At 73.1% G+C, this 26,442-nt stretch carries 27 protein-coding genes and 1 tRNA gene; 14 read left to right on the forward strand and 14 right to left on the reverse strand.

The features are described from left to right. The first annotated feature begins 139 nt into the window (after nt 1-139). Genes B9O00_RS33140 through B9O00_RS22315 form a run of 3 tightly spaced genes read left to right on the forward strand, consistent with a single transcriptional unit; the run spans nt 140 to nt 3,377 of the window. Nucleotides 140-1,018: a hypothetical protein gene (locus tag B9O00_RS33140; protein ID WP_085124954.1), complete on the forward strand. Its 879-nt coding sequence runs from the start codon at nt 140-142 to the stop codon at nt 1,016-1,018. A 4-nt stretch (nt 1,019-1,022) separates the two neighbouring features. Next, complete coding sequence (locus B9O00_RS33145; RefSeq protein ID WP_085124955.1) at nt 1,023-1,466, forward strand: substrate-binding domain-containing protein; 444 nt, start codon at nt 1,023-1,025, stop codon at nt 1,464-1,466. 30 nt (nt 1,467-1,496) lie between these two features. Then, entirely contained in the window at nt 1,497-3,377 is a 1,881-nt protein-coding gene (locus B9O00_RS22315; protein WP_085124956.1) for an ATP-binding protein, read from the forward strand. Here the strand turns inward: B9O00_RS22315 and B9O00_RS22320 are convergent. Next, on the reverse strand, nt 3,343-3,603 hold the full coding sequence (locus B9O00_RS22320) for a hypothetical protein (protein WP_085124957.1): 261 nt from the start codon (nt 3,601-3,603) through the stop codon (nt 3,343-3,345). The two genes, B9O00_RS22315 and B9O00_RS22320, sit on opposite strands and share 35 nt — an antisense overlap. A 295-nt stretch (nt 3,604-3,898) precedes the next feature. Here B9O00_RS22320 and B9O00_RS22325 point away from each other — a divergent pair, with 295 nt between their 5' ends. From B9O00_RS22325 to B9O00_RS22355, 7 genes are read left to right on the forward strand one after another with little or no spacing between them, the layout of a single operon-like run. Then, nucleotides 3,899-4,582, forward strand: a complete 684-nt coding sequence (locus B9O00_RS22325) for a thermostable hemolysin (RefSeq protein WP_085124958.1) — start codon at nt 3,899-3,901, stop codon at nt 4,580-4,582. Next, nucleotides 4,575-6,101: a class I adenylate-forming enzyme family protein gene (locus tag B9O00_RS22330; protein ID WP_085124959.1), complete on the forward strand. Its 1,527-nt coding sequence runs from the start codon at nt 4,575-4,577 to the stop codon at nt 6,099-6,101. Before B9O00_RS22325 ends, B9O00_RS22330 begins: the two co-directional genes overlap by 8 nt. Continuing rightward, complete coding sequence (locus B9O00_RS22335) at nt 6,098-6,784, forward strand: iron-containing redox enzyme family protein (RefSeq protein ID WP_085124960.1); 687 nt, start codon at nt 6,098-6,100, stop codon at nt 6,782-6,784. Before B9O00_RS22330 ends, B9O00_RS22335 begins: the two co-directional genes overlap by 4 nt. Then, the gene (locus B9O00_RS22340; RefSeq protein WP_085124961.1) at nt 6,768-7,622 is read left to right on the forward strand and encodes an SDR family NAD(P)-dependent oxidoreductase; all 855 of its coding nucleotides are present in this window, start codon (nt 6,768-6,770) and stop codon (nt 7,620-7,622) included. The genes B9O00_RS22335 and B9O00_RS22340 overlap by 17 nt, the downstream gene beginning before the upstream one ends. A 57-nt stretch (nt 7,623-7,679) precedes the next feature. Next, on the forward strand, nt 7,680-8,360 hold the full coding sequence (locus B9O00_RS22345; protein WP_085124962.1) for a tetratricopeptide repeat protein: 681 nt from the start codon (nt 7,680-7,682) through the stop codon (nt 8,358-8,360). A gap of 43 nt (nt 8,361-8,403) precedes the next feature. Continuing rightward, the gene (locus B9O00_RS22350) at nt 8,404-9,153 is read left to right on the forward strand and encodes a class I SAM-dependent methyltransferase (RefSeq protein ID WP_085124963.1); all 750 of its coding nucleotides are present in this window, start codon (nt 8,404-8,406) and stop codon (nt 9,151-9,153) included. A gap of 49 nt (nt 9,154-9,202) precedes the next feature. Then, a complete protein-coding gene (locus B9O00_RS22355) occupies nt 9,203-9,790 on the forward strand; it encodes a nucleoside 2-deoxyribosyltransferase (protein ID WP_085124964.1) in 588 nt (195 codons plus the stop codon). A 68-nt stretch (nt 9,791-9,858) separates the two neighbouring features. Here B9O00_RS22355 and B9O00_RS22360 read toward each other — a convergent pair. Together B9O00_RS22360 and B9O00_RS22365 are read right to left on the reverse strand one after the other, a co-directional pair. Continuing rightward, nucleotides 9,859-9,934 (reverse strand) — tRNA-Glu (locus B9O00_RS22360). 108 nt (nt 9,935-10,042) lie between these two features. Further along, nucleotides 10,043-11,077, reverse strand: a complete 1,035-nt coding sequence (locus B9O00_RS22365; protein WP_085124965.1) for a threonine aldolase family protein — start codon at nt 11,075-11,077, stop codon at nt 10,043-10,045. 137 nt (nt 11,078-11,214) lie between these two features. Here B9O00_RS22365 and B9O00_RS22370 point away from each other — a divergent pair, with 137 nt between their 5' ends. Next, on the forward strand, nt 11,215-11,976 hold the full coding sequence (locus B9O00_RS22370) for an NUDIX domain-containing protein (protein ID WP_085124966.1): 762 nt from the start codon (nt 11,215-11,217) through the stop codon (nt 11,974-11,976). A gap of 40 nt (nt 11,977-12,016) precedes the next feature. Here the strand turns inward: B9O00_RS22370 and B9O00_RS22375 are convergent, their stop codons facing one another. Then, complete coding sequence (locus B9O00_RS22375; RefSeq protein WP_085124967.1) at nt 12,017-12,310, reverse strand: hypothetical protein; 294 nt, start codon at nt 12,308-12,310, stop codon at nt 12,017-12,019. A 24-nt stretch (nt 12,311-12,334) separates the two neighbouring features. Here B9O00_RS22375 and B9O00_RS22380 point away from each other — a divergent pair, with 24 nt between their 5' ends. Further along, nucleotides 12,335-13,384 (forward strand): RluA family pseudouridine synthase, encoded by a 1,050-nt coding sequence (locus tag B9O00_RS22380; RefSeq protein WP_085124968.1) that lies wholly within the window; start codon nt 12,335-12,337, stop codon nt 13,382-13,384. A gap of 77 nt (nt 13,385-13,461) precedes the next feature. Further along, nucleotides 13,462-14,346 (forward strand): RNA polymerase sigma factor RpoH, encoded by an 885-nt coding sequence (rpoH, locus tag B9O00_RS22385; protein ID WP_085124969.1) that lies wholly within the window; start codon nt 13,462-13,464, stop codon nt 14,344-14,346. Between the two features lie 38 nt (nt 14,347-14,384). Here rpoH and B9O00_RS22390 read toward each other — a convergent pair whose 3' ends face one another. The 7 genes from B9O00_RS22390 to B9O00_RS22420 all read right to left on the reverse strand — a co-directional run bounded on the left by B9O00_RS22390 (nt 14,385) and on the right by B9O00_RS22420 (nt 21,699). After that, the gene (locus B9O00_RS22390) at nt 14,385-14,918 is read right to left on the reverse strand and encodes a hypothetical protein (protein ID WP_085124970.1); all 534 of its coding nucleotides are present in this window, start codon (nt 14,916-14,918) and stop codon (nt 14,385-14,387) included. Nucleotides 14,919-14,928: 10 nt separating this feature from the next. Next, complete coding sequence (locus B9O00_RS22395; protein ID WP_085124971.1) at nt 14,929-17,007, reverse strand: hypothetical protein; 2,079 nt, start codon at nt 17,005-17,007, stop codon at nt 14,929-14,931. A gap of 102 nt (nt 17,008-17,109) precedes the next feature. Next, nucleotides 17,110-18,246 (reverse strand): ABC transporter permease, encoded by a 1,137-nt coding sequence (locus B9O00_RS22400; RefSeq protein WP_085124972.1) that lies wholly within the window; start codon nt 18,244-18,246, stop codon nt 17,110-17,112. Nucleotides 18,247-18,253: 7 nt separating this feature from the next. After that, the gene (locus tag B9O00_RS22405; RefSeq protein ID WP_085124973.1) at nt 18,254-19,243 is read right to left on the reverse strand and encodes an ABC transporter ATP-binding protein; all 990 of its coding nucleotides are present in this window, start codon (nt 19,241-19,243) and stop codon (nt 18,254-18,256) included. Further along, the gene (locus B9O00_RS22410; protein ID WP_085124974.1) at nt 19,240-20,187 is read right to left on the reverse strand and encodes an HlyD family secretion protein; all 948 of its coding nucleotides are present in this window, start codon (nt 20,185-20,187) and stop codon (nt 19,240-19,242) included. Before B9O00_RS22410 ends, B9O00_RS22405 begins: the two co-directional genes overlap by 4 nt. Then, nucleotides 20,184-20,834, reverse strand: a complete 651-nt coding sequence (locus B9O00_RS22415; protein WP_085124975.1) for a TetR/AcrR family transcriptional regulator — start codon at nt 20,832-20,834, stop codon at nt 20,184-20,186. Before B9O00_RS22415 ends, B9O00_RS22410 begins: the two co-directional genes overlap by 4 nt. 82 nt (nt 20,835-20,916) lie before the next feature. Next, complete coding sequence (locus tag B9O00_RS22420; protein ID WP_437123430.1) at nt 20,917-21,699, reverse strand: helix-turn-helix transcriptional regulator; 783 nt, start codon at nt 21,697-21,699, stop codon at nt 20,917-20,919. A gap of 128 nt (nt 21,700-21,827) precedes the next feature. Here B9O00_RS22420 and B9O00_RS22425 point away from each other — a divergent pair, with 128 nt between their 5' ends. Continuing rightward, the gene (locus tag B9O00_RS22425; protein ID WP_089229768.1) at nt 21,828-23,324 is read left to right on the forward strand and encodes an MFS transporter; all 1,497 of its coding nucleotides are present in this window, start codon (nt 21,828-21,830) and stop codon (nt 23,322-23,324) included. A 30-nt stretch (nt 23,325-23,354) separates the two neighbouring features. Here the strand turns inward: B9O00_RS22425 and B9O00_RS22430 are convergent, their stop codons facing one another. From B9O00_RS22430 to B9O00_RS22440, 3 genes are all read right to left on the reverse strand, one after another. Beyond that, nucleotides 23,355-24,647, reverse strand: coding sequence for an adenylosuccinate synthase (locus B9O00_RS22430; protein WP_085124977.1), 1,293 nt, complete (start codon nt 24,645-24,647; stop codon nt 23,355-23,357). A gap of 127 nt (nt 24,648-24,774) precedes the next feature. Further along, the gene (locus B9O00_RS22435; protein WP_143596322.1) at nt 24,775-25,911 is read right to left on the reverse strand and encodes an ATP phosphoribosyltransferase regulatory subunit; all 1,137 of its coding nucleotides are present in this window, start codon (nt 25,909-25,911) and stop codon (nt 24,775-24,777) included. A gap of 142 nt (nt 25,912-26,053) precedes the next feature. Then, entirely contained in the window at nt 26,054-26,440 is a 387-nt protein-coding gene (locus tag B9O00_RS22440) for a cupin domain-containing protein (RefSeq protein WP_085124979.1), read from the reverse strand. Nucleotides 26,441-26,442 lie beyond the last annotated feature (2 nt).

Consider the following 26,442-nt stretch of genomic DNA (forward strand, 5'->3'; position numbering starts at 1 on the left):
CCTCCGGGTCGGTCTCGCCCTGGTCGGGCTCGCCTGGCTCGGCATCGAGGCACCGGCGCAGGCCGGCGACTACCGGCTCGGCCACGGCCTCGACCTCGGTCCGGTCAATGTCGCCGGCTACAGCAGCCTGGTCGGGCGGGTGCCGCGCGACGGCGCCGCCTCGCTGTCGCTCGACGACCTCAGCCTCTTCGTCTCCGGCCGCTTCGGCCGCTTCGTCAATCCCTTCGCCGAGGCCGAGCTGGCGCAGGTCGACCTCGCCCGGACCGGCTCCGGCGGTGGCGAGGGCGGCGACCTGGTGCTGGAGCGCTTCTACAACGATTCCTTCCTCAGCGAGGCGGTGACGCTGCGCGTCGGCAAGATGCTGGCACCGGTCGGCGAGTGGAACGAGATCCACGCCAATCCGCTGGTGCTGACCACCGTCCGTCCGGCCGTCACCTACCGGAACTTCAGCGAATACGTGACCGGCGCCTCGCTGATCTACAGCGATCCCTTCGCGCGCTGGCCCGACGTGCAGCTCTACTGGCAGCCGGAGGGCGAGCTGTCCGAGCGGCCGGGCCACCTGGTCGAGCATCACTACGAGTCGGTCGAGGGCCTGCACGTCAGCCTGCCGCTCGGGCTGCTCGACAAGGTCGGGGCCTCGTTCCAGCACGCGCGCGACGAGGCGGGCGTCGACCAGTCGCTGATCGGCCTCGACTTCCACTACACGCTCGACCGCCTGACGCTGCAGGGCGAGGCGACCTGGTCCGACCTCGGCAACGATTCCGCGGGCAATGCCCGCGACGGCGAGTGGGGAGCCTATGCGGCGGCCTCCTTCGCGCTCGACGACCAGTGGTCGCTGCAGGGCTGGTACGAGGGCTTCGCCGACCGGACCCGCGCCTCGACCGCCCACGACGTCCTGTTCGGCGTCACCTGGAAGCCGCAGCCGGCGATCGTCGGCCGGCTGGAATACCTGCAGAACTTCGGGGGCACCGAGATCAATCCGACCGGTCTCTACGCCTCCTGGTCGGTCCTGTTCTGACGCCATGCTGGCCAGGCTGCTCCTCGCCGCGGCCGTCGCCACGAGCCTGCTGCTGCCGGTCGCGGGCCGCGCGCAGGAGCTGCTGGTCGTCGCCAACCCCTCGGTCGAGGTGCCGGCGCCCCTGAGCCTCGGCCAGCTCGCCGCGATCTACCTGCTGCGCATCACCCGCTGGCCCGACGGCAGCCACATCGTGCCGGTCAACCGCGAGGCGACCAGCGGAGTGCGTGCGCTCTTCACCGAGCGCGTCCTGCGGCAGAGCAACGCCAGCCTCGCCGCCTACTGGAACGAGATGCACTTCAAGGGCCGGCTGCCGCCGGTCGTGCAGGAGTCCGAGCAGGCCGTCCTGGCCTTCGTGCGCAAGGTGCCGGGGGCGATCGGCTATGTCGGCGCCGTCGGCGATCCGCCGGTGCCGCCGGCTGGCGTCAAGGTCCTGGCCCGTGTCCGCTGATCCCCTCGTTCCTGCCGGGAGGCCGCAGGCATGCTGCGCTTCCTGACCCGCTCGATCCCCGGGCGCATCCTCGCCGCGCTGCTCAGCATCTACGTCGCGACCTACCTGGCGACGGCGCTGGTCGTCTATTCCGGGGTCCGCGCCTCGATCCTGGAGTCCGACGCGGCCTCGCTGGAACAGCTCGCCGACCTCAAGTACGGCCAGCTCGCCAACGTCTTCGGGGCCCTGGCCACGGACCTGACGGCCTGGTCGAAGCTCGACGTGATGAACGACCTGGTCTCCGGCGACATCGACAAGCGGGTCACCCGCTCGCTGGAGGAGCTGAAGCAGCTCTACAAGCTGACCGGCGACATCTACGCCTTCGACGCCTCTGGCAAGCTGCTCGCGAGCTCGCGCGGCGGGCGCCGCAGCGGGCCGACCGACCGCCTGCCGCAGAAGTGGCAGAACCACGAGCGCCGCCTGGTGCTGGTCGACAAGGACAGCGACCCGATGACCGGCGCCGAGGTCGTGACCTTCGAGATCCCGGTCTACGGCCGCTTCGACAGCAGCTACCGCATCGGCACCCTGGTCATGACCTACCCCTGGAGCTCGGTCGAGCGGCTGCTGTTCGGCCTGGAGGGCGGCATCGTCCTGCTGGAGCGCGGCGAGCGGGCGCGCGTGCTCGCGGCCAGCCCGGCGGACCTCGTCGCCCGCGCCGGGGCGGAGCGCATCCGCTCCCAGGCCGAGGGCGTGGTCGGCGACCTGGTGATCGGCCGCTCGCTGTCCAAGAGCGGGCTGATCGGCGGCTGGCAGGTCGTGACGCTGCACGACACCGACTCGGCGACCCGGCCGCTGCGCTGGGTCGCCCTGGAGCTGCTGCTGCTCGGCCTGTTCCTCGGCGTGCCGATCATCTTCCTCGGCCGCTGGCTGTCGAAGCGCCTGACCGCGCCGATCGCCGAGCTGACCCGCGTGGTCAGCGAGATCGCCGATACCGACCGGCTGGACGCGCGCGCGCCGGTGCCGCCGTCGGACGAGCTCGGCTCGCTGGCCCGCTCCTTCAACCGCATGACCGACCACCTGGAGCGCGTCGCCCGCGAGCGCGAGCGCTACCTCAACGAGCTGTCCGGCCTGAACCAGACCCTGGAAGCCAAGATCGCCGCGCGCACCGAGGAGCTGGAGGCCGCGATGCGGGCGCAGCAGCGGCTGATCGGCGACATCTCCCACGAGATCAAGTCGCCGCTGGCCCGGCTCTCGATGGCCCTCGGCCTGGCCCGCGTGGCGCCCGAGGGCGGCCGCCAGCGGCAGTTCGAGCGGATCGAGAGCGAGGTCGAGAACATCGCCGCCCTGGCCAGCGAGCTGCTGACCCTGGCCCGGCTCGAGGGTGCGGCGCCGCCGCCCGCCTTCGCACCCCTCGACCTCGATCTGCTGGTCGGCGAGATCCTCGACGACGCCGCCTTCGAGAAGCCGGACCGTGCCGCCGACCTGCGCCGGCCGGACCCGGCCCGGGACGGCGGCGGGATCGTCGTCGTCGGCAACGCCGACCTGCTGCGCCGCGCGATCGAGAACATCGTCCGCAACGCCCTGTTCTACACGGCCGCCGGCACCGCGGTGGCGCTCGGCCTGGCGCGCCGGGAGGACGGGGCGGTCGTGGTGACCGTGACGGACCAGGGGCCGGGCGTCGCCGAGGCGGCGCTGCCCCATCTCTTCGAGCCCTTCTACCGGGTCGACGAGGCGCGCGCCCGCGATACCGGCGGCACCGGCATCGGCCTCGCGATCTGCCAGCGCGTCGTCCAGCTGCACGGCGGCGCGGTCCGGGCCCGCAACAACCGGCCCCACGGCCTGGTCGTCGAGATCGACCTGCCCGGCGCGCCGGGCGATGCCGAAGCGGCGGCGGCGGTCAGCCCTCGACGCAGCGGAACGGCGCCGTCGTGATGCCCCAGAAGCTGGTGCTCTCGGGCTGCGCGACGGCGCGCCGGCCGTAGTCGGCGCAGCTCGCCTGGGCGACCTTGGCGACCGAGTCGGTCGAGGTGAAGTGGTCGTCGTACTTGATGACCACCGACTCCGGCGACTGGAAGGAGACGTCGTAGGAGCTGCCCCAGGCGGCGACGCAGCCGGTCAGCAGGATGCCGGTGACGAACAAGGCGGTGAATCTGTCCATGGCGATGCCCTCCGATAGGTCCCCGGGAAAGTCTCCGGGCCGCCGTCGCAGCCGGCGGGGGTGCGACCGAACGGCACGCGCACGGTAATTCCAGACGCCGTCGGCGGATGTGGAGTCCTGTCGAGACGCGTGGGGATGAGGCCGTGCCGCGCAGCGGGCGCCGCGATGCCGGCGAGGCCGCGCACCGGGCCGGCCAAAACCCCACCTTTGCCGCGCCCTTCTCCACACAACTCGACGGCGTCGACGCCTAGGCTCCGGCCATCCGATCGATCAGGAAGCCGGAGGTACCCCCGTGATGCTGTGCGACTGTGTTCCGTTCGCCCCGGCCGGGCCGACCCGCGACCTCGTTCCCGACCGGCCCGGCCCGGCGGTGTCCCGGACGGAGCCCGCGCCAGGCGGCGATCCGCGCGGCGGCCTGCTGCTGGTCCCGGCGTCGCACCCCCTGCGCGAGGCGGTCGAGGACTGCATCGCGACGGTCTACGAGCGGGCCTTCGGGGCGCGCGACCTCAGCTTCCCGACGCTGCTGATCGCCTGGGCCGGCGCCGACGGCCGGCCGCTCTGCGCCGCCGGGCTGCGCACCGCCGCCGACGGCTTCTTCTCCGAGGCCTACCTGGACCGGCCGATCGAGCGCCTGCTCGCGGCCGAGGCCGGCGAGCCGGTGGCGCGCGAAGCGGTCTTCGAGGTGACGACCCTGGCGAGCCGCAGCGCCGAGGCCTCGCCGGCCTTCCTGCGCCAGCTCGCGGTCTTCGGCGGCCGCGCCGGCTTCCGCTGGTCCTTCTTCACGGCGACCGAGCGGCTGCGCCGGCTGCTGCGCGGGCTCGGCATCCCGGCGCTCGAGCTGGCGCCGGCCGATCCCGGGCGGCTGGCCGATCCGGAGCGCTGGGGCAGCTACTACAGCCAGGCGCCGCGGGTCTGCGCGGTCCGCGACGGCTGGCTCGAGGGCGGCGTGCTCGTCCGGGGAGCCGCCGGCGATGCGTGAGCTCTTCCTGATGCTGCAGCGCCATGCCGAGGGCGCCGGCGACCGCCTGGCCTTCGACGACGGCACGACGCGCCTGACCTACGGCGCGCTGGCCCGGCGGGTCGCCGCGACGTCGGCCGGGCTGCAGGCGCTGCCCGGCGCGCCGCGGGTCGTCGGCCTGCTCGGCGGCAACGGCGTCGACTGGGTGGTCGGCCAGCTGGCCGGCTGGCACGCCGGCAAGACCATGGTGCCGCTGCCGCCCTTCTTCCGCGGGCCGCAGCTGCGCCACGTGCTGCGCGACGCCGGGGTCGGGCACCTGCTGACGACCGCCGCGATGGCCGACACCGCGCGGCTGCTCGGCCTGCCCTTCACCGCGATCGGCACGGCCCAGGCCCGCTTCGCCCCGCCCTCGGGGCCGCTCGGCGGGCAGGTCATCTACACCTCGGGCAGCGCGGGGCAGCCCAAGGGCGTGCTGCTCGAGAGCGGCCAGCTGCAGTGGACCGCCCGGGCCCTGGCTCGCGCCATCGACGCCACCGCCGAGGACAGCTGCCTGTCGCTGCTGCCCCTGCCGCTGCTGCTCGAGACGATCTGCGCGGTCGTCATCCCGATCCTGGTCGGCGCCCCGGTCCGGCTCGAGCCGGGCCTGACCGCGGCCTTCGGCGAGCCGGGCGGGGGCCAGGGCGGCGGCCCCGGCCGCGCCTCCCTGGCCGAGGCCGTGGCCACGCACCGGCCGAGCTGCCTGGTGCTGGTGCCGCAGCTGCTGGCCGGCTGGCTGGCGGAGCTGCGCGCCGGTGCCGAGCGGCCGCCGGAGTCGCTGCGCGTCGTCGCTGTCGGCGGCGCCGCCGTGCCGGTCGCCCTGGCCGAGCAGGCCTGGGCACAGGGCGTGCCGGTCTACGAGGGCTACGGCCTGTCGGAGTGCGGCTCCGTCGTCGCGTTCAACTGCCCGGGCGAGCGCCGTCCGGGGACCGTCGGCCGGCCGCTGCCCGGCCTCGAGGTCGACGTCGAGGGCGGCGAGATCGTCGTCGCGGGGCCGCCCCTGATGGACCGCTACCTGTCCGGCGAGCCGCTGCAGGGCCCGTGGCGCACCGGCGACGTCGGCGAGTTCGACGCCGACGGCTTCCTGACCGTGCACGGCCGGCTCGACAACCGCATCGTGCTGCCGCTCGGCCGCAACGTCAGTCCGGAGTGGATCGAGGCGCTGCTCGCCGCCGACTGGCGCGTCGCCTACGGCCTGGTGACCCATGCCGGCGGGCCGCACCTGACGGCGATCCTGGTGCCGAGCGCCCGCGGCGAGGCCTGGTTCGCCCGTGCCGCCAGCGCGGAGATCGAGGCTCTGGTCGCCGACTGCTGCCGCGAGGTGCCGGCCTATGCCGTGCCGCGCCGGGTCGCGGTGCTGGCCGCCCAGGAGCTCGGCCGCGACGGCCTGGTGACCGGCAACGGCCGCCTGCGCCGGCGCGAGGTGCTGCAGGCCTGCCGGGCGCGCTTCGGCTTCGACCGGGCGGCTTCGCCCGACGTCCTCTGGCAGGAGACCCAGCCATGAGCCTGCACGACCGGCTGCTCGCCGACAGCGCCGAGGCGCGCGACGGCTTCCTGGCGATCCCGATCATCGGGCGCGCCGTCACGGGCGAGGTGCCGCGGGCGCTCTACCTGGCGTTCCTCAGCCAGGCCTACCACCACGTCCGCCACACCTGCCCGCTGCTGTCGCTGGCCGCGGCACGCACCGAGGACGAGGGCTACCGTGCCGCGCTCTACGAGTACCTCGAGGAGGAGCGGGGCCACGACGAGTGGATCCTCGACGACATCTCGGCGATCGGCGGCGCCCCGGCAGCGACGCTGCTGGCGCCGGCGCGGCCGCCCTGCCGGGCCATGGTCGGCTATGCCTACCACGCGATCGACCGGATCAGCCCCTACGCCCTGCTCGGCATGGTCCACGTGCTGGAGGGCATGTCGACCCTGCTGGCCTCGCAGGCCGCCGAGGCGCTGCAGCGCGCCTTCGGCGGCGAAGACGCGGACGGTGGGCCGGGCTTCGTCTACCTGACGACCCACGGCGCGCTCGACGTCGGCCACACCGCCTTCTTCCGCAAGGTCGTCGACAGCCTGGATCCGATCGCGGCGGCCGAGCCGATCATCGACGGCGCGCGGATGTTCTACTGGCTCTACGGCAACATCTTCCGCGACCTGGAGCAGCTCGCGGCGGGAGGCAACCATGCCGCTCGGGGGTAGGACGGCGCTGATCACCGGCGCCGGCTCGGGCATCGGCCGGGCGCTGGCGATCGAGGCGGCCCGGCGCGGCCTGGCGGTCGCCCTGGTCGGCCGGCGCGAGGCGGCGCTGCGCGAGACGCGCGCGCAGCTGGCGCCCGGCACCGAGTGCCTGATCCTGCCCGGCGACGTGACCCTGCCGGCGGTGCGCGCCGCCCTGCGCGACCGGCTCGCCGCCGAGTGGGGCCTGCTGCACTTCCTGGTCAACAACGCCGGCATCGTCGCCGCCGGGCCCCTGAGCGAGACCCGGGACGCCGAGCTGGACCGGCTGATGGCGACCAACCTGGTGGCGCCGCTGGCGCTGACCCGCGAGCTGCTGCCGCTGCTGCGGGCCGCGGCGCCCGGCCGCGTCGTCAACCTCGGCTCGATGCTCGGCGACATCGCCTTTCCGCTGTTCGCCGCCTACTCGGCCTCGAAGTTCGGCCTGCGCGGCCTGTCGAGCGCCCTGCGCCGCGAGCTCGCGGGGCTCGGCATCGGCGTCACCTACGTCTCGCCGCGCACCGCGCGCACCGGGGCGACCCATGCCATCGCGCGCTACGTCGAGCCCTTCCGCCTGCCGCTCGACGGCGCCGAGGTCATCGCCCGGCGCACCTGGGCCGCCGCCGCGCGCGGCCGCAACAGCGCCTATCCGCCGGGCCGCGAGCGGCTCTTCGCCCTGGTCGAGCGGCTGTCGCCGGCGATCATCGACCGCGCGGTGCGCTCGCTGGTCGAGAGCAGCGGCACCGGCCGGATGATCGAGGCCTCTGTGCCGCCCGTCCCGGTCGCCGCCGCCGACGGCCCGGCCACCGGCACCCACGACTGAGCGAGCCCGGAAGCGTCGCTTCCGGGCAGACCGCTCCCGAACGAGAGGAGGAACGCCATGTTCGAGAACCCGACCCGGCCGATCCTGGCCGCCTTCGCCTTCGCCCTGGCCCTGAACGGCGCCTCGGCCCTGGCCGCCGGGCCCGCGCCGATGGAGGCTGCCCTGGCCCGCATCGCCCACGACTGGGCGCAGGTCACCTTCACGATGACCGACGAGGACGCCCAGAACACCCGGCTGAAGGCCCTGGCCGACCAGGCCGCCCAGGTCGTCGCCAGCTATCCCGACCGCGCCGAGCCGCTGATCTGGGAGGCGGTGATCCTGAGCGGCGAGGCCAAGACCGCCGGCACCTTCAGCGCCCTCGGCTACGCCAAGCAGTCCCGCGACCTGCTCGAGAAGGCCGAGCGCCTGGACTACCGCGCCCTCGACGGCGCGGTGCCGACCTCGCTGGGCGCGCTCTACTACCTGGTGCCCGGCTTCCCGCTCGGCTTCGGCGACAACGACAAGGCGCGCCAGTACCTGGAGCAGGCGGTCGAGATGAGCCCGACCGGCCTGGACGCCAACTACTTCTACGGCGACTTCCTCTACCAGGAGGGCGAGTACAAGCAGGCGACCGTGGTGCTGAAGCGCGCCCTCACGGCGCCGGTCAATGCCCAGCGGCCGGTCTGGGACACCGGGCGGCGCGCGCAGATCCGCGACCTCCTGTCCAAGGTCGATGCCAAGCTGGCCGCCGACGGCTGAGCGGCCGCGCCCCCGGCCCGTCCGTCGATCGGTCCCGCGCGTCATGACCTTGTGGCAGGCCGTCGGCCGCCAGCTCCGCCACCCCAGCGGTGCCGGCGGCCGACTGGCCGGCCGCCTGATGCGGCTGGCCAATGCCCGGCCCAACGCCCTGGCCGTCGCCGCCCTCGGCGCCCGGCCGGGCGAAACCGTCCTCGAGCTCGGCTGCGGCCCGGGCCAGGCGGTCGCGCTGCTCGCCCGGAATCTCCACGGCGGCACGATCCTCGGCCTCGACCAGTCGGAGGCGATGCTGGCCCAGGCCCGCGCCGCCAACCGCGCCGCCGTCGCCTGGGGCCGCGTCCGGCTCTGCCGGGCCCGCTTCGAGGCCCTGCCGCTGGCCAGCGCCTCGGTCGACCGCGTGCTGGCGATCAACGTCGCCTACTTCTGGCAGGACGCCGGGGCGGTGCTCGGCGAGGTGCGGCGCGTGCTGCGGCCCGGCGGCACGCTGCTGGTCTATGTCACCGACGCCGCCTCGATGCGGCGCTGGAAGTTCGCCGACCCCGAGACCCACCGCCTCTACGACCGCGCGGCGCTCTCGACGCTGCTCGAGTCCGGCGGCTTCCGGCCCGAGATGACGGCCGTCTTCGACCTTCCCGTCCTACCCGGCGTCACCGGCCTGATCGCCCGGGCGCGCAAGGGGCCGGCGGTCGCGGCGCTCGACGCCTCGGGCCTCGAGGCCCGGCGCCGGCCAGCGCGCGATTGCCCGGCGCCGGAACCGGCCCCTATCCTGCGTCCCGTCGCCGAGCGCGACGGCTGACGCAGCCCCCCGGACCTTCCGCCGCCGGGCGGCGAGCCGGGGGAGAGAGATGATCCGAATCTACCTCGCGGGCCCCGAGGTCTTCCTGCCGGATGCCGCCGGGATCGGCGCGGCGAAGAAGGAGCTCTGCCGGCGCCACGGCCTCGAGGGGCTGTTCCCGCTCGACAACGATCTCGGCGACGCCGGCCCCGGGCCCTTCGACCTCGCCGCCCGGATCTTCGACCTGAACCGCGCGCTGATCCGCTCGGCCGATGTCCTGATCGCCAACATGACGCCCTTCCGGGGCCCCAGCATGGACGTAGGCACGGCCTTCGAGGTCGGCTTCGCCGACGCCCTGGGCCGCCCGGTCTACGGCTACGCCAACGTCGAGGCGCCCTTCCTGGAGCGGGTCGCGGGCGCGCTGCCCGACGGTGCCCGGCGCGACGAGTCGGGCCGGCACCGCGACGCGCACGGCATGGAGATCGAGGACTTCGGCCTGTTCGAGAACCTGATGATCGGCGTGCCGGTCTGCCGCCACGGCCCGCGGGTCTTCAGCGGCTCGGTGCCACACGCGGCGCTCTATACCGACCTGGCCGCCTTCGAGGCCTGCCTGCGCCATGTGGCGGAGCGCTTCGGCGCGGGCCGGGAACAGACATGACGACGGGCCGGCTGGCCGGCCGTTCGCGCTCGACGTCTGCTGTCGGAACTCCTCCGCCCGAGAAGGAATGGCGTCCCCTAGGGGAATCGAACCCCTGTTTTCAGCGTGAGAGGCTGACGTCCTGGACCGCTAGACGAAGGGGACGCGGTCGGGCGTGAGGCGCGGGATATAGCGAAAGGCCGGGGGCGATGCAAGGGGGCGATTTGCTGCCCCGGCCGAATGTCCGGGCGGCCGTCGGCGCGCCGGACGCGCTCAGCCCGCGGCCGCGCCGCTCAGGGCGTCGGCGGTGGTGTCGAGGAAGGCGGCGACGTCGGCCTCGCTCGTGTTCCAGGCGCAGACCAGGCGCAGGCGGCCGGGCGCCCACTCGTAGAACTGGAAGCCGGCGGTGCGCAGCCGCTCGATGGCGAGGGCCGGGACCTCGACGAAGACCTCGTTGGCCTCGGCCGGGTGCAGCAGGCGGCAGCCGGGCAGGGCGGCCAGGCCCTCGGCGAGGCGCCCGGCCAGGCGGTTGGCGTGGCGGGCGTTCCTCAGCCAGACCTCGCCCTCGAAGTAGCCGGCGAGCTGGGCCGAGATCATGCGCATCTTGGAGAAGAGGTGGCCGGCCCGCTTGCGGTGGTAGGGGAAGGCCGCGGCCGCCGCCTTGTCGAAGAAGACCACCGCCTCGGCGCAGAGGCAGCCGTTCTTGGTCGCGCCGAACGACAGCACGTCGACGCCGGCCCGCCAGGTCAGCTCCGCCGGCGAGCAGCCGAGCGCGGCGACGGCGTTGGCGAAGCGGGCGCCGTCCAGGTGCACCTTGAGGCCGTGACGCCGGGCGACGGCGGCCAGGGCGGCGATCTCCTCCGGCCGGTAGAGCGTGCCGGCCTCGGTCTCGTTGGTCAGGCTGAGGACCGCCGGCTGGACGTGGTGGACCTCGCCGGCGCCGTGGATCGCAGCCTCGACGATTTCGGGTGTCAGCTTGCCGGCCTCGCCCTGGAGCGGCACCAGCTTGGCGCCGCCGGTCATCAGCTCCGGCGCGCCGCACTCGTCGACGTTGATGTGCGCCTCGGCGTGGCAGTAGATCGCGCCGTAGGAGGGCGTCAGGCAGGCCAGGGCGAGGGCGTTGCAGGCGGTGCCGGTCGCCACCGGGAAGGCCTTGAGGTCGCAGCCGAACAGCGCGATCAGCTTCTGCTCCACCGAGGCGGTCAGCGGATCGTTGCCGTAGGGCATGGCGCTGCCCTCGTTGGCGGCGACCAGGGCCTGCAGCACCTCGGGGCAGGCGCCGGTGACATTGTCGGAGGCGAAGTTCATCGGTCGGGTCTTTCCTGTCAGGGGGCAGCCGCGAACAAAGCCGCCTTGCCGGCGCCGGTCAAGGGCGGTCGGGGTCGCGACGTCACGACCGCCGCGGTCCGGGCGTTCAGTTCACGGACAGGAGCGGGACGACGGCCATGCAATGCTACCTGCTGCCCTACGCGATCACCTCCCAGGCGACCTATGTCGCGCTGGGAAAGAAGGTCCTGCTGCAGTGGAAGGTCGACGGGGGCACGCTCGACTTCCCCTTCGTGCCCCATTCCGCAGGGCAATGGGCCTTCTCCGGGGGCAAGAAGGACGGCAACGACAAGACCAGCGCGGCGGCTGCCGACCGGGAGTTCCTCGAGGAGACCGGCATCGACCTCTCGTCCGGCTCGAACTGGGCGAAGAAGTCCCTGCGCAGCGTCGACGCCCTGCTGTACGACGACGACCGCGTGGAGTTCTTCGTTTCCTACGTCTGCTTCGGCTTCGGCGACCTCAAGAACCTGGCCAAGGCGATCCGCGACAACATCGACGGCACATCGCCCGACGACCTCGAGTTCTCGACGTTCTCGGTCTTCGAGGTCGGCGACGCCCTCTCGAACCAGATCGGCCCGGCACCCCAGCCGAAGAACGGCGACTGGCGGCCGATGGTCTACGAAGCGGTCGGAACGCCCGGGCAGTTCAACACCACGATCCCCAACCTCGTCTCCAGGCTGGCAAAGGAGACGCTGGCGTCGTCGGACTGGTACCAGATGGCGCTGGCCGACCTGCAGGAGGACCGCCACGGCATCTTCGACGGCAGTGCCGACGAGAGCGAGGACGAGGACGAGGAGTGGGACGAGCACGACGAACTGGCCGAAGACTATCTGCGCAAGCGCGACATGCAGCAGGCCAAGTCCGAGCGCAAGAAGCGGTAGGGGCGCTCCCGGGGCGGGGCGGACCGCCGCCGAGCGGCGCCTACTCCGCCTTCAGCCGGATCCGGCCGACGACCTTGCCGCTGCCGCCGTCGACCAGCACGGCCTGCTGGCAGCCGCGCTCCAGCGGGCCGTCGAGGCGCAGGATCAGCAGCGCGTCCTTGCCCGGCTCGACCGCCGCCAGGCTGCAGCCGGCCGGCACCGCGACCGCGGTGTCCGCAAAGTTGACCTTTTCGCTCAGGCTTTGACCCTGGCGCATCAATCCCCATATAACCAGTCCGGTCATGGCGAGGATCACGGCACCCAGGCCGATGACCACGGCCTTGATCGCAGGCATCTTTGACGTTCCCCTAAGAGCACAATGACGACGACGACGCCCGCGAGCCCGCTCGCCGCCGAGATCCCTGGCGCGCCGGCGAGCGGCACCCACAGCATCGAGGTCGCCGAGGCCGAAGCCGGCGAGCGTGTCGACCGCCTGATCGCGCGCCGCCTGCCGGCCCTGTCGCGCAGCCGCGTCAAGGGCCTGATCGAAGCCGGCGCGCTGTCGAGCGGCGGCGCGACGATAGACGAGCCCTCGACCCGGGTCAAAGCGGGGCAGTGCTATCGCCTGACGATTCCCGAGGCGGTGCCGGCCGCCCCGGAGCCCCAGGCGCGCGCGCTGGAGATCCTCTACGAGGATTCGGCGCTGCTGGTGCTCGACAAGCCGGCCGGGCTCGTCGTCCATCCGGCGCCGGGCAACCCGGACCGGACGCTGGTCAACGCCCTGCTGGCGCACTGCGGCGCCGAGTTCGCCGGCATCGGCGGGGTCAAGCGGCCGGGCATCGTGCACCGGCTGGACAAGGACACGAGCGGCCTGATGGTCGTGGCCAAGACCGAGACGGCGCACCGCTCGCTGACCGGGCAGTTCGCCGAGCGGACCATCGACCGGCGCTACCGGGCCCTGGCCTGGGGCCGGCTGCTGCCGCCCGGCGGCGCAACGGCGGCGGCAGAGGCGTGGGGCGAGATCGCCGGCAACATCGGGCGCAGCCCGCGCAACCGGAAGAAGATGGCGGTGCTGGCCAGCGCCGGAAAACCCGCCGTCACACGTTACAGGGTGGAACGTCTATTCGCCGGGGGGGCGGTGTCCATGATCACCTGTCGTCTGTTGACCGGCCGCACGCACCAGATCCGCGTGCATCTGGCCAGCCGCGGCCATCCGCTGCTCGGCGACCCGCTCTACGGGCGCGCCAGGCCGGCGGCCCTGGCGGCGCTGCCGGAGCCGGTGCGCCGGGAGGTCGAGGGCTTCGGCCGCCAGGCGCTGCACGCCGAGCGGCTCGGCTTCAGCCATCCCGACGACGGGCGGCCGCTGCTCTTCGAGTCGCCGCCGCCCGGCGACCTGGCGCGCTTGATCGCGTCTCTGGAATCACTTTGATTTGTAGTCCCATCCTGCTGGAACCGGGGCATGCTGGCTCCGTTCCCGGGGATGACGGTTAAGGAAAGGACGGTCCCGTGGCTGCTGCCAAAGTTCCTCTGCTCGTCACCGAGGGCAACCTCTCCCGGTACCTCCAGGAGATCCGCAAGTTTCCGATGCTGGAGCAGGACCAGGAGTACATGCTGGCCAAGCGCTGGCAGGAAAAGGAAGACACCGAGGCCGCGCACCAGCTGGTCACCAGCCACCTGCGCCTGGTCGCCAAGATCGCCATGGGCTATCGCGGCTACGGCCTGCCGCTGTCCGAGCTGATCAGCGAGGGCAACGTCGGCATGATGCAGGCGGTCAAGCGCTTCGATCCCGACCGCGGCTTCCGCCTGGCGACCTACGCCATGTGGTGGATCCGCGCGGCGATCCAGGAGTACATCCTGCATTCCTGGTCGCTGGTGAAGATGGGCACCACGGCGGCGCAGAAGAAGCTGTTCTTCAACCTGCGCAAGCTGAAGGGCCAGATGCAGGCGATCGAGGAGGGCGACCTCAAGCCGGAGCAGGTGACGCACATCGCGACCCAGCTCAACGTGCCGGAGCAGGACGTGGTGTCGATGAACCGGCGCCTGTCGAGCCCCGACCACTCGCTCAACGCGCCGCTGCGCCAGGACGGCGACGGCGAATGGCAGGACTGGCTGGTCGACGACAACGACAACCAGGAGACCCTGCTGGCCGACCGCGAGGAGCTCGACCAGCGCCGGGTGCTGCTGGAGAGCGCCATGGAGAGCCTGAACGAGCGCGAGCGGCACATCCTGACCGAGCGGCGGCTCAAGGAGAACCCGACGACGCTGGAGGACCTCAGCCAGGTCTACGGCATCAGCCGCGAGCGGGTGCGGCAGATCGAGGTCCGGGCCTTCGAGAAGCTGCAGCGGGCGATCAAGAACGCGGCGATCCAGGAGCGCCTGGCCAACGAGTAGGCCGGGCGCTCCGCGGCGCCGCGCCCCCTGCGGCTCCGCTACTCGGGGACGGCGTCGAGCAGGCTCTCGTGCCCGTCCCGCTCGTGGTCGAGGTGACGGCCCGAGACCTCCTCGCCCCAGGCCTCGATCAGCTGCTTCTGGCGCTTGCGCAGGTGGTTGACCCGGTGCTGGGTGACCAGGGTGTAGTAGCTGCTGACCAGCGGCGGCAGCGAGGTGAAGATCGCCCAGCCGACGCCGGCAGCGCCGAAGGCGGCGATCCAGTAGACCATGTCGGTCAGCAGGCGGAAGGCGTTGTCGATCGACTGGCCGCGGTCCCACAGCGCGACCAGGGCCGGCAGCACGCCGCAGAGGTTGAGCAGGCCGACGGTGGCGACCAGGTAGCGCTCGCGCGTGCGGTCGACCAGGAAGGCGACGACGGTCGGCAGGCTGAGCACGAAGACGAGCATCGTCGTCGGCAGCAGCACGACCATGGCCGGCAGCGCCACGAGCAGGCCGACCGCCAGCTTGGTCCAGTTGACGCCGCCGCCGCCGCTGCCGCCGGTCGGGATGTCCTTCGCCTTGCGCGCCGCCATCCGTCCCGCCTCAGCCGAAATAGAACATGGTCATGACCAGCAGGGTGATGCTGGCGAGGCAGCCGGCCGCCACCGCGGCGATCTGCTGCGACTTGGCGAAGACGAACTGCGGCCGGGTCAGGCCGCCCTGCTCGATCCAGGCGAGCTCGCGGCCGATCGCGGTGTACTCGGCCTGGGCGGCCGCGAAGCCGCGCTCGTCGTCCTGGCGCAGCTTGCCGTCGTCCATCGCCAGCGCGAGGTGGTAGAGGTCGCCGCCGTCGACCGCCGCCTGCAGCTCCAGCGCCAGGGTCTGGCGGATCTCGCGGCTGTTGTAGGACTCGATGACCGGCGCCATGCTCTGGCCCAGCCAGGCGGCGAGGCCGGGCAGCCGCGCCGGTCCGACCAGGCGCTGCACCTCGGCCAGCAGGTAGACCACGCCGAGCCGGCGGACCACCTCGTCGTCGTCGCGGCCCAGCGCCGTCAGGATCCGCTCCGGCGTGCCGCGCATGCGGGCGACGGCGAAGGCGGCGACGTGCCGGTCGACCGGCTCGCGCTCCGGCAGGCCGTTGGCGGTCAGCCGCTCCAGGGCCGGCAGCAGCTCCTCGATCCGGGTCACGTAGGCGTCGCTCAGCAGCGGGCTGAGGCAGGGCCAGAACTCGTTCTCCTCGTAGAGGCAGCGCTCGAGGCCATAGCCGATGCGCTGGCGCATCAGGAAGAAGCCGAGCTGCTCGTAGCCCTTCTTGAGCACGGCGTACTCCGGCCGCATGCCGGGCTGCGCCTCGAACCAGAAGTTGACCAGGCGGTTGCCGATCGTCTCGGCGAAGATCTGCCGGATCGACTGGTCGGCGTAATGGACGGCGAGCACGTCGCCCAGCGAGTCGATGCGCGCCGAGAGCTGGCGGAAGCGCAGCGGCGCGCGGGCGTCGAGGGCCATCAGGACGCGGGCCAGCTGGCGGTCGCTGCGCGGCTCGCTCGAGGTGCCGCCCTGGGAGCCGCGCATCAGCAGGGCGAGGCGTTCGGCGCGCTTCTCGTCGCCGACGCTGCGGTGGACCCAGGTGATCAGCTCCTCGCCGGCCAGGGTCCGGCAGGCCTCGTCCCAGTGATAGCCGAAGGCCGCCGACAGCGAGCGGCAGTTCCAGTAGTCCTTCTCGTTGAACTCGAAGGGCCGGCTCGCCCGGGTCAGGGCCATCGGCTGCTTGGGGCTGAGATGGCGGCCGTTGGCCCACATCTCGAGGTCGTTCAGGCCCCAGCGCTCGATCGGCTCGTCGCACAGCAGGCCGCGCAGCGCCTCGGTGATCGCCAGCGGCAGGCGCTGCTTGCCGATCAGCGTCGCGTAGGTGCCGCGGTTGAGCTTCGCGTGGACGATCTGCTCGTCGGTCATGTCGGCGACCGGATTGCCGCCGCGCAGCAGGATCGCCAGGGTGACGCCGAAGGCGTAGAGGTCGTCGCTGGTGCTGCCCAGGCCGCGGCCGGCCGGCAGCGCGAGGGCGCTCTCGATCGGCTCGTAGACCGACGGCTGGTCGAGCGCGGCGGGCGCCGAGACGCATTCGCCGAGCATGCACTCGTTGCGCGCGCCGTCGCGGAAGAACAGGTTGTCGGCGCGGATCGCCCGATGGCTGATGCCGCGCGCGCCCAGCTCGATCAGCGCCGGCATCAGCGGCTGCACGACCTTGCGGATCAGCGCGTCCTCGTCGAAGGGCGCGAAGCTGGCCTGCGGATTGGCCTGGACGCGATCGCCCTCGGGCTTGGTCAGGATCAGCACGCCGCGCCGCGCGTTGTCCGGCGGCCAGAACACCGTCTCGTAGGCCAGCGGCACGGCCAGCGGCAGGCGACCCATGGTCGGCAGCTGGCTCATCAGGCTGCGCCGCGGCGCCAGCAGCGGGTCGCAGACCAGGGCGTAGACCGGCCGTCCGCCGGCCTGGTCGCGTGCCGCGGCGGCGAAGGCGTGGGCATGCGGCTGGTCGAGCGCCGGCAGCGGGAAGCCGGGCTCGACCTCGAAGCGGCCCTCGACGCGCACCGTGCCGCCACCCTGGCCCTGGCTGCCGCGCTGGCGGCGCCCGCCGGAGCGCGGCAGATCGGCGAAGCTGACGTCTTCGGCTAGGTCGCTCATGCCTGTCTGCCGGGGCCCGATTCAGTGGTTCCCGACCTGACTACACGACTCAAGGGTAAGGGAAGGTTAACGCGGGTGGCCTCGGTTGTGGCGACCGGCCCGTCAATCGAGCGTCTGGCGGTAGCGCAGCATGGCCAGCGCCGTGATCACCACGACGATGGCCGCGAGCGCGCCGAGCTCGGGCAGGATGTCGGACAGGCCGGCGCCCTTCAGCATCACCTCGCGGACGATGCGGATGAAGTGGGTGTTGGGGATCGCGATGCCGATCGCCCGGGCCCAGCCCGGCATGCCGGAGAACGGGAAGAGGAAGCCCGACAGCAGGATCGCCGGCAGCATGTAGAAGAACGACATCTGCATGGCCTGCATCTGGTTGCGCGCCACGGTCGAGAACAGGAAGCCGAGCGCCAGGTTGGCGACGATGAACAGGTTGAGCCCGACCAGGAAGGCGGCGGCCGAGCCGGCGAAGGGCACGCCGAAGGCGGTCAGGGCGAGCGCCAGGAACACCGAGGTCTGGACGTAGCCGACCAGCACGTAGGGCAGGATCTTGCCGAGCATCACCTCGGCCGGGCGCACCGGGGTTGCGATCAGCGTCTCCATGGTGCCGCGCTCGGCCTCGCGCACGATGGCGATCGCCGTGATCATCACCATGGTCATCGACAGGATCGTGCCGAGCAGCCCGGGCACGATGTTGAAGGAGGTGACGCCGGCCGGGTTGTAGTGGCGGTGGACCAGGATCTGGAAGGCCGGCGGGCGTGCCGCCAGGCCCTGCAGCGGCCCGGTCAGGCTCGCCGCCAGGGCGCCGTCGACGATGCCCGACAGCGCGGCGATCGCGCCGCCGGTGGCGGTCGGGTCCGAGGCGTCGGCGCTGAGCAGGATCGCGGGCCGCTCGCCGCGCACCAGGTCGCGCTCGAAGCGCGGCGGCACGACCACCACGAAGATCGCCTCGCCGCTGCGCAGGGCGCGCGACGCCTCGGCCTCGCCGGCGACCGTGCCGCGGAAGTCGAAGTAGGCCGAGTTCTCCAGGGCGGCGAGCAGGGCGCGGGTGATCGGTCCGTCGTCGTTGCTCTCGACCAGGGTCGGCAGGTGCTTCGGGTCGGTGTTGATGGCGTAGCCGAAGATTGTCAGCTGCAGGATCGGCACGCCGATCATCATCGCGAAGGTCACGCGGTCCCGCCGCATCTGGATGAATTCCTTGACCAGGACGGCCAGGAAGCGGGCGAAGGAGAAGGCAGCCGTCATGGCGGCCTCAGGCGCGGCGTCCGGCGGCGCCGCCGTCCGGGGCGGCGTTGTCCCGGGCGAAGTTGTCCCGGGATTGGGCCATCAGGTGGATGAAGACCTCCTCCAGGCCGGACTCCTGGCGGGTCCAGCGCTGCGGCCCCGCGGCCGCGCGGGCCTGCGCGGTCGCGCCGAGCGCCGCGGCGTCGGTGCCGGAGACGTGCAGCTCGGCGCCGAAGCGGGCGATCTGCTCGACCCCGGGCGCGCCCGCCAGCGTGCGGGCGAGCTCCGCGAGGCCGGGTCCCTCGACCTTCCAGGTCGCCAGGCCGACCTGCCGCGGGATCGCCGCGGCCGGCGCGTCGATCAGCTTGGTGCCATAGGCGATGTAGGCGATGAAGTCGCACTGCACCGCCTCGTCCATGTAGTGGGTCGAGACCAGCACCGTGACGCCGCGGTCGGACAGGCCGCGGATCTCGTCCCAGAAGTCGCGCCGGGCCTTGGGATCGACGCCGGCGGTCGGCTCGTCGAGCAGCAGCAGCGCCGGCTCGTGCAGCAGGCAGGCGGCGAGCGCCAGGCGCTGCTTCCAGCCGCCCGAGAGGGTGCCGGCGAGCTGGCCCGCGCGGTCGGCGAGGCCGAGCTCCTCGAGCGCCTGCCCGACCCGCTGGCGGCGCCGGTCCAGGCGGTACATGCGGGCCATGAAGTCGAGGTTCTCGCGGATCGACAGGTCCTCGTAGAGCGAGAAGCGCTGGGTCATGTAGCCGACCCGCTCCTTGATGCGCCGCGATTCGGTCAGGATGTCGTAGCCCAGGCAGTGGCCGTCGCCGGCGTCGGGAGTCAGCAGGCCGCACATCATGCGGATCGTCGTCGTCTTGCCGCTGCCGTTCGGCCCCAGGAAGCCGTAGATCGCGCCCTTCGGCACGGTCATGTCGAAGCCGTCGACGACGGTCTTGTCGCCGAAGCGCTTGGTCAGGCCGGTGACCTGGATCACCGGCTGGCCGTTCTCCGCCGCGCGGCCGCTCATCGGGCCGGCCTGACGTCGACCGGCTGGCCCGGCAGCAGGGCCGGGCTCCGGTTCTCGGGACGGGCCTCGACCAGGAAGACCAGGCGGCCGCGCTCGTCCAGGCTGTAGATCACCGGCGGCGTGTATTCGGCCTGGGAGGACTGCCAGGTGACGCTGGCGCGGATCGGCCCGCCGCAACCGTCGCAGCCGACCAGCACCGCGCTGCCGAGCGGGAACTCGCTGCGTCGCGCCTCGGGCACGTAGAAGCGCACCTTCAGCTTGTCGGGCGGCAGCAGCGAGACGACCGGCGTCGAGGGTCCGGCCTGCTCGCCGGGGTCGAGGAAGGTGCGCTCGATCCGCCCGGCCGCCGGCGCCGCCACCTTGCAGTCCTCGAGGTCGGCCCGGGCCCTGGCGACCGCGGCGCGCGACGCCTCGACCTCGGCCTCGGCGGCGGCGATCTGCTGGCTGCGCGCCGGCAGGCGGGCGACGGCCAGCTGCGCCTCGAGCTCGCGCACCCTGGCCCCGGTCGAGCCGAGCTGCGCCCGGTCCTCGTCGAGCTTGGCCTGGGAGGCGACGTCGCGGGCGCTCAGCCGCTTCGAGCGCTCGTAGGAGAGCTCGGCGAGCTTGCGGTCGGCCCGGGCACCGGCGAGCTGCTGCTCGATGACCTGCAGCTCCTCCGGGCGCTCGCCGGCCTCGCGGTCGCGCAGCGTCGCCTCGGCGTTCGCGAGCTGCGCCCTGGCGGACGCGAGCTCGGCGGCGCGCTGGTCGTCCTCGACCCGGAACAGCGGGGCGCCGGCCGCGACCTCGTCGCCGTCGGCGACGGACAGCGCGGTCAGCTGCCCGCTGCAGGACGAGGCGAGGTAGAGGTAGTCGCCCTCGACGTAGCCGAGCACCGGCTGTGGCCCGGAGACTCCGGGCAGGACGGCGGCCAGCAGGCCGCCCAGCCAGGCGATCACGCCGCTCATGCTTTCCTCTCCCCTTCGGCCGCCAGGCCGTTCATCAGGATGTCGAGATGGCTGTCCAGGAAGCGCCGGGCCCGCGGGTCGTCCGCCGGCGCGATGCTGAAGATCCGCGCCAGCAGCAGGTGCGCGATCAGCGGGCCGACGACGTTGCGGGCGGCCAGCTCGGGGTCGACCGGACGGAACTGTCCCAGCTCGACGCCGCGGCGGATCAGGGCGGTCAGGGCGCCGAGGCCGCGCTCGATGACCTGGCGCCGGTAGCTCTCGACCAGCTGCGGGAAGTTGCCGGCCTCGCCGACGATGATCTTCGGGATCGCGGCGACCCGCGGCTCGGCGAGGCCGTCGCCGATCAGGTCGATCAGCGACCGCAGCGCGGCCTTCGGGTCGCCGGTCTCCAGCCTGCCGAGCGCGGCGACCTGCTCGGCGATCGGCAGAATCGAGCGCTGCACCAGCGCCTCCAGGATCGCCTCCTTGCTCGGGTAGTAGAGGTAGACCGCGCCCTTGGAGAGGCCGGCCCGCCGCGCGATGTCCTCGACCCGCGTCGCCGCGAAGCCGCGGGCGATGAACAGGTCGAGCGCGGCGTCGAGCACCTCGTCGGGGCGGGCCTCGGCGCGGCGGCGGAACTTGGGGCGCTTGGTCGGCGTCGAGGCCATGCCGGTAGAAATAACTGACCAGTCAGTTATTTTCAAGCCACCGAGACCGCTGCCCGCGGTCGCCGGCACCTCGGCCCGGCCGTCAGATCGGCGTATAGACGACGAGGCGCAGGTCCGGCGCGCTCTCGACGAGAAAGGCGGTGTGCTCGAACTCCAGCTCGCCGAGCGTCTCGTGGTCGAAGCGCTTGATGCCCTCGCCGCTGCCGGAGACGTCCTGGCGCGGCCACCAGCGGCGGAACTCCGGGCTGGCGGCCTCGAGCTGCTCGACCAGCGCCTCGAAGGCGGGATCGCCCTGGGCGCGGCCGTAGTCCAGGCGGAACTTGGCGAGCGCGCGGCGCGCGTCGCCCTCCCAGTCGATCATGCGGCGCCGGCAGCGCGGGTTGCCGAACAGCTGCAGGACGATGTTGCTGAGCCCCGGCTCGAGCGCGATGCAGCCCTCGAACAGCAGGGCGGCGGCGGCGTTCCAGCCCAGCACGTCCCAGCGCTGGTTCTTGACGTAGGCGGGGTTGGAGAGGCCGTCGAGCATGCGCTGGATGGCCGGCGGCAGGGTGTCGGCCGAGACCGGCTCGTGCGGCGGCGGCCGGCGCTGCGCCAGCGAGAAGAGGTGGATCCGCTCGGCCCGGTCGAGCCTGAGCGCGCGCGCCAGGCGCTCCAGGAAGGCGGTCGAGACCTGGATGTCGCGGCCCTGCTCGAACCAAGTGTACCAGGTCAGGCCGATGCCGGCGAGCAGGGCGACCTCCTCGCGGCGCAGGCCGGGCGTTCGCCGCCGCGGCCCGCCGCTCAGGCCGACCTCCTCGGGCCGGGTGCGGGCGCGGCGGTCGCGCACGAAGGCCGCCAGGGCCCGGCGCTCCTCGGTTCTCTGCAAGTTCGGCATGGCTCGGCTGTCAGCAACAGTAATAGGATAAGATCTTATCTGATAACACGATAAAGCTCGGCCCATCTTCCCTCCCATCGAGGCCGCTGGCAAGCGGCGCCTGCTGTTGGGAGAGGCCGATGGGCGAAGGGGCGATGGTGGCGGCAACGGCGGCGGGGGCGGAGCCGGCGGCCTGCCTGCAGGACCCGCCGCGGGGCTCGACGGCGGCCCGCTGGCGCGCGCGCCTGGCCCTCGGCGTGCTGCTCGCCGGGCCGTTCATGGCGGTGATGGACGTCTTCGTCGTCAACGTCGCGGTGCCGACTATCCGGCGCGACCTCGGTGCCAGCTATGCCGAGGCCGAGCTGGTCATCGCCGGCTACGCCTTCGCCTACGCGCTGGCGCTGATCACCGGCGGGCGGCTCGGCGACATCCACGGCCGCCGCCGGGTGTTCGGCATCGGCCTCACCGCCTTCACCCTGACCTCGGGGCTCTGCGGCCTGGCGACGAGCCCGCTGCTGCTGGTCGGGGCGCGCCTGCTGCAAGGGACGGCGGCGGCGCTGCTGTTCCCCCAGGCCTTCGCGCTGATCCGCGTCGCCTTCCCGACCGACCGCGAGCGCGCCCGGGCGTTCGGCGCCGTCGGCGTGACCCTGGGCCTCGCCGCCATCGCCGGCCAGATCCTCGGCGGCGTGCTGGTCGAGGCCGACCTCTGGGGCCTCGCCTGGCGACTGATCTTCCTGATCAACCTGCCGGTCGGCCTCGCCGCCGCCCTCGCCCTGCCGCGCCTGGTCGCCGAGTCGCGCTCGCCGGAGGCCAGGCGGCTCGACCTCGCCGGGGTCGGCCTCGGCGCGCTGGCGCTCGGGCTGCTGCTCTATCCGCTGATCGAGGGCCGCGAGGCCGGCTGGCCGGGCTGGGCCTGGGCGATGCTGGCGGCGGCGCCGGCGGCCTTCGCCGTCTTCGCGCGCCACCAGCACGGCAAGTCGCGCGGCGGCGGCGCGCCGCTGCTGCCGACCGGGCTGTTCCGCAACCGCGCCTTCCTGGTCGGGCTGCTGGTCAGCCTGCTGTTCTACTCGACCCTCAACTCCTTCTACCTGGCCTTCGCCTTCCTGATCCAGCAGGGCCTCGGCCGCTCGCCGGTGACCGCCGGCCTGCTGCTGACCGCGGTCGGCATCCCCTTCATGACCAGCTCGCTGCTGGCCGGCCGGCTGCCGGCGGCGCGCCGGCGCGGCGGGCTCATCGCCGGTGCCGCGCTCAGCGCCGTCGCCTGCCTCGCCGCGGCGGCGGTGGCGCGCCTCGCCGTGCCGCTGACGCCGGCCGAGCTGGTCCCGGCCTTCGTGCTGCTGGGGCTCGGCAACGGCTTCGTCATCGGGCCGCTGCTCAACACCGTGCTCGGCGCCATCCCCGAGGACGACATCGGCTCGGCGTCGGGGGTGATCGCCACGATGCAGCAGACCGGCGGCGCGCTCGGCATCGCCCTGGTCGGGCTGCTGTTCTTCGGCATCCTGGGCTCGGCGCGGGCGACCGGCCTGGCGCCGGCCGAGGCCTACGGCCAGGGCTTCGCCGCGGCCGCCGCCTACGCCGCAGCCGGCAACCTCGTCACCTTCTGCCTGCTGTTCCTGCTGCCGCGGCACCGTCCGTGACAGGCTGGCCGGCGCGGCCGGCGACCGGGCCTACCCCGCGAAGGGGTCGCGCATCAGGATCGTGTCCTCGCGCTCGGGGCTGGTCGAGAGCAGGGTGACCGGCGCCTCGATCAGCTCCTCGATGCGGCGCACGTACTTGATCGCCATGGCCGGCAGCTCGCCCCAGGAGCGGGCGCCGTAGGTCGTCTCCTGCCAGCCCGCGAAGGACTCGTAGACCGGCTTCGCCCGGGCCTGCAGGCTGCCGAGCGCCGGCAGATGGTCGTAGCTCGCGCCGTCGATCTCGTAGCCGGTGCAGATCTTCAGCTCCTCCAGGCCGTCGAGCACGTCGAGCTTGGTCAGCGCGATGCCGTCGATGCCGCCGGTCTTGATCGCCTGGCGGACCAGCACGGCGTCGAACCAGCCGCAGCGCCGGGCGCGCCCGGTGACCGTGCCGAACTCGCGGCCGCGCTCGCCGATGCGCCGGCCGGTCTCGTCGAGGAGCTCGGTCGGGAAGGGGCCGGAGCCAACCCGGGTCGTGTAGGCCTTGGTGATGCCGAGCACCGTGTCGAGCGCGCCGACGCCGATGCCGCTGCCGGCCGCCGCCTGCCCCGCCACGGTGTTCGAGGAGGTGACGAAGGGATAGGTGCCGTGGTCGACGTCGAGCAGCGCGCCCTGGGCGCCCTCGAACAGGATGCGCCGGCCGATGCGCCGCGCCTTGTCCAGGCGCTGCCAGACCCGGTCGGCGTAGGGCAGCACCTTGGGCGCCACCTCGAGCAGGCGGTCCATCAGCTCGGCCTTGTCGACCTCGGGCTCGCCGAGGCCGCGGAACAGGGCGTTGTGGTGGACCAGCAGGGCGTCGAGGCGGCCCGACAGGTGGTCGGCGTCGGCGAGGTCGCAGAGCCGGATGGCCCGGCGCCCGACCCGGTCCTCGTAGGCCGGGCCGATGCCGCGGCCGGTCGTGCCGATCGCGTCCTTGCCGCGCGCGGCCTCGCGCGCCTTGTCGACCAGCGAATGCAGCGGCAGGATCAGCGCCGCGTTCTCGGCGACCCTCAGGGAGTCCGGCGTGACCGTGACGCCCTGCTTGCCGATCCGCTCGATCTCCTCGATCAGCGCCCAGGGATCGACCACGACGCCGTTGCCGATGATCGACAGCTTGCCCGGCCGCACCACGCCCGAGGGCAGCAGCGACAGCTTGTAGGTCGTGTCGTTGACGACCAGCGTGTGGCCGGCGTTGTGGCCGCCCTGGAAGCGCACGATCACGTCGGCGCGCTCCGACAGCCAGTCGACGATCTTGCCCTTGCCCTCGTCGCCCCACTGGGCGCCGACCACCACGACGTTGGCCATAGTCTCGTTCCCGTCCGTTCGTTCCGGTGCCGGCCCGCTCCCCCACCCGGCCACCCTTCCAGGATACTGACGTGGGTGGCCGGGTGGGGGAGCGGGCCGGCGCCGGGGCCGCGCCAGCGGCCCTAAGCTAACCGACCCGGCGCACGCCGGCGCCGTCGAAGATATGGGTGAAGCCGAGCCGCACCGCCTCGCGGTCGAGGTCGGCGACCGGCTCCAGGGCCGCGACGGCGATGCGACCCTCGCGGCGCAGCGCCTCGAGCCGCTCGGGCGCGATGTCGAAGGGCGCCAGGACCCGCTCCGGCAGCGGCGCCTCGGGCACGACCCGGTAGAGCTGGTCGAGGCTGAGGCTGCAGCCGACCGAGGGCTCGGCGACGAAGCCGCTCATCCGGTAGGTGCCGCCGCGCCCGACGTGGCTGCGCGCGCCGCCGACGAAGAGCGCGAAGCCGAGGTCGGCATGGGCCTCGAAGCCGCGGCTCTCGACCGGGTCGAGCAGCAGGGTGGCGCCCGGCGCCGAGCGCTTCAGCCGCTCGGCGACCGCGGCCAGCAGCTCGACCTGGCGCTTCGCCTCGGCCGGCAGGTCGAGCGCCCGCAGGCGCGGCAGGCTGTCCTCGACCGGGCCCGAGGCGTCGAGCAGCGCGACCAGCCGCTCGGCCAGCTTCGGCTCCTGGCCGGCGAGGTCCTCGCGGGCCTTGCGCGCCATGGCGCTCTCGGCGCGCCGGCGCATGCCGGAGCGCACGCCGGCCTCGGTCAGGATCGTGTCGACCAGCTGCGGCAGGGTGAGGTCGAGGTTGACCTCGTCCAGGCCGACGACGTTGAGCGCACGCACCGCCGCCGCCGCGACCTCGGCGATCGCCGCCGCGGCCTCGCTGCCGAACAGGGTCACGCCGACCTGGCGGTTCTGCTCCAGGCCGCCGTCGGCGGCCATGCGCACCGTCGGTCCGGCGTAGCAGAGGCGCAGCGGCCGCGGCTGGCGGGTCAGGCGGCTGCCGGCGACGCGCGCGACCTGCGGCGCGATGTCCGGGCGCACGCCGACGGTCTGCCGGGTCGCCGCCTCGAAGGAGCGGAAGAGGTCCGTGGAGACCCGCTTGTCGAGCCGCGAGAGCGACTCGTCGTATTCGATCAGCGGGGGGGCCACCAGCTCGTATCCGCAACGCTCGAACGACTGCAGCAACGCCGTCTCGACGCGCCGGTCTTCGGCGGCGTGCGGCGGCAGCAGGTCACGCATGCCGCGGGGCAGAAGCTGGACGAGGTCGCGGTCTGACACGGGTCTGTCAAAGCTTGCAGGTGGTTGGCCGGGAAAGAGCGGGCGGATACCTAGCGCCCTTGCCGCGACAAGGCAACGGGGCAGGGCGCGCAGCAGCTGCGCGGCGCTGCCCTGCGACCGCCGCCTCCCTGGGCTGCGGCCGTCAGCCGATCTGCTGTTCGATGGTCTTGGTCAGCGGCGTCTCGACGTCGCCGGTGTGCAGCGTCGTCACGGTCTCGACGAGGACGACCCAGCACTCCTGCTCGGCGACCGGATTGTGCTCGACCCCGCGCGGGACGACGTGGAGCACTCCCGGCTCCAGCACGACGGCCGGCCGGTCCCGGTACTCGATGCGCAGCCGGCCCTTCAGGAGGTAGAACAGCTCGTCCTCCTGCTTGTGGCTGTGCCAGGCCAGCTGGCCGCGCAGCTTGGCCACCTTGACGTACTGGTCGTTGACCCGGGCGACGACGCGGGGCGACCAGAAGTCGTCCAGCTCGGCGAGCGCTGCCAGCAGGTCGACGGTCTCGGGGAAGGCGGGCCCGTTGAGCATGG

The sequence above is a fragment of the Tistlia consotensis USBA 355 genome (genome assembly GCF_900177295.1).
Lineage (GTDB): Bacteria > Pseudomonadota > Alphaproteobacteria > Kiloniellales > DSM-21159 > Tistlia > Tistlia consotensis.

Excerpts from the sequence above, each read along its gene's own strand:
- B9O00_RS22395 (WP_085124971.1), bottom strand. The coding sequence starts at position 17,007 with ATGAGCGACCTAGCCGAAGACGTCAGCTTCGCCGATCTGCCGCGCTCC.
- B9O00_RS22440 (WP_085124979.1), bottom strand. The coding sequence starts at position 26,440 with ATGCTCAACGGGCCCGCCTTCCCCGAGACCGTCGACCTGCTGGCAGCG.
- B9O00_RS22320 (WP_085124957.1), bottom strand. The coding sequence starts at position 3,603 with ATGGACAGATTCACCGCCTTGTTCGTCACCGGCATCCTGCTGACCGGC.
- B9O00_RS22375 (WP_085124967.1), bottom strand. The coding sequence starts at position 12,310 with ATGCCTGCGATCAAGGCCGTGGTCATCGGCCTGGGTGCCGTGATCCTC.
- B9O00_RS22405 (WP_085124973.1), bottom strand. The coding sequence starts at position 19,243 with ATGAGCGGCCGCGCGGCGGAGAACGGCCAGCCGGTGATCCAGGTCACC.
- B9O00_RS22325 (WP_085124958.1), top strand. The coding sequence starts at position 3,899 with ATGCTGTGCGACTGTGTTCCGTTCGCCCCGGCCGGGCCGACCCGCGAC.
- B9O00_RS22350 (WP_085124963.1), top strand. The coding sequence starts at position 8,404 with ATGACCTTGTGGCAGGCCGTCGGCCGCCAGCTCCGCCACCCCAGCGGT.
- B9O00_RS22380 (WP_085124968.1), top strand. The coding sequence starts at position 12,335 with ATGACGACGACGACGCCCGCGAGCCCGCTCGCCGCCGAGATCCCTGGC.
- B9O00_RS22425 (WP_089229768.1), top strand. The coding sequence starts at position 21,828 with ATGGGCGAAGGGGCGATGGTGGCGGCAACGGCGGCGGGGGCGGAGCCG.
- B9O00_RS22415 (WP_085124975.1), bottom strand. The coding sequence starts at position 20,834 with ATGGCCTCGACGCCGACCAAGCGCCCCAAGTTCCGCCGCCGCGCCGAG.
- B9O00_RS22370 (WP_085124966.1), top strand. The coding sequence starts at position 11,215 with ATGCAATGCTACCTGCTGCCCTACGCGATCACCTCCCAGGCGACCTAT.
- B9O00_RS22345 (WP_085124962.1), top strand. The coding sequence starts at position 7,680 with ATGTTCGAGAACCCGACCCGGCCGATCCTGGCCGCCTTCGCCTTCGCC.
- B9O00_RS22410 (WP_085124974.1), bottom strand. The coding sequence starts at position 20,187 with ATGAGCGGCGTGATCGCCTGGCTGGGCGGCCTGCTGGCCGCCGTCCTG.
- B9O00_RS22330 (WP_085124959.1), top strand. The coding sequence starts at position 4,575 with ATGCGTGAGCTCTTCCTGATGCTGCAGCGCCATGCCGAGGGCGCCGGC.
- B9O00_RS22335 (WP_085124960.1), top strand. The coding sequence starts at position 6,098 with ATGAGCCTGCACGACCGGCTGCTCGCCGACAGCGCCGAGGCGCGCGAC.
- B9O00_RS22355 (WP_085124964.1), top strand. The coding sequence starts at position 9,203 with ATGATCCGAATCTACCTCGCGGGCCCCGAGGTCTTCCTGCCGGATGCC.
- B9O00_RS22430 (WP_085124977.1), bottom strand. The coding sequence starts at position 24,647 with ATGGCCAACGTCGTGGTGGTCGGCGCCCAGTGGGGCGACGAGGGCAAG.
- B9O00_RS22390 (WP_085124970.1), bottom strand. The coding sequence starts at position 14,918 with ATGGCGGCGCGCAAGGCGAAGGACATCCCGACCGGCGGCAGCGGCGGC.
- B9O00_RS22400 (WP_085124972.1), bottom strand. The coding sequence starts at position 18,246 with ATGACGGCTGCCTTCTCCTTCGCCCGCTTCCTGGCCGTCCTGGTCAAG.
- B9O00_RS22365 (WP_085124965.1), bottom strand. The coding sequence starts at position 11,077 with ATGAACTTCGCCTCCGACAATGTCACCGGCGCCTGCCCCGAGGTGCTG.
- B9O00_RS33145 (WP_085124955.1), top strand. The coding sequence starts at position 1,023 with ATGCTGGCCAGGCTGCTCCTCGCCGCGGCCGTCGCCACGAGCCTGCTG.
- B9O00_RS22340 (WP_085124961.1), top strand. The coding sequence starts at position 6,768 with ATGCCGCTCGGGGGTAGGACGGCGCTGATCACCGGCGCCGGCTCGGGC.
- B9O00_RS22315 (WP_085124956.1), top strand. The coding sequence starts at position 1,497 with ATGCTGCGCTTCCTGACCCGCTCGATCCCCGGGCGCATCCTCGCCGCG.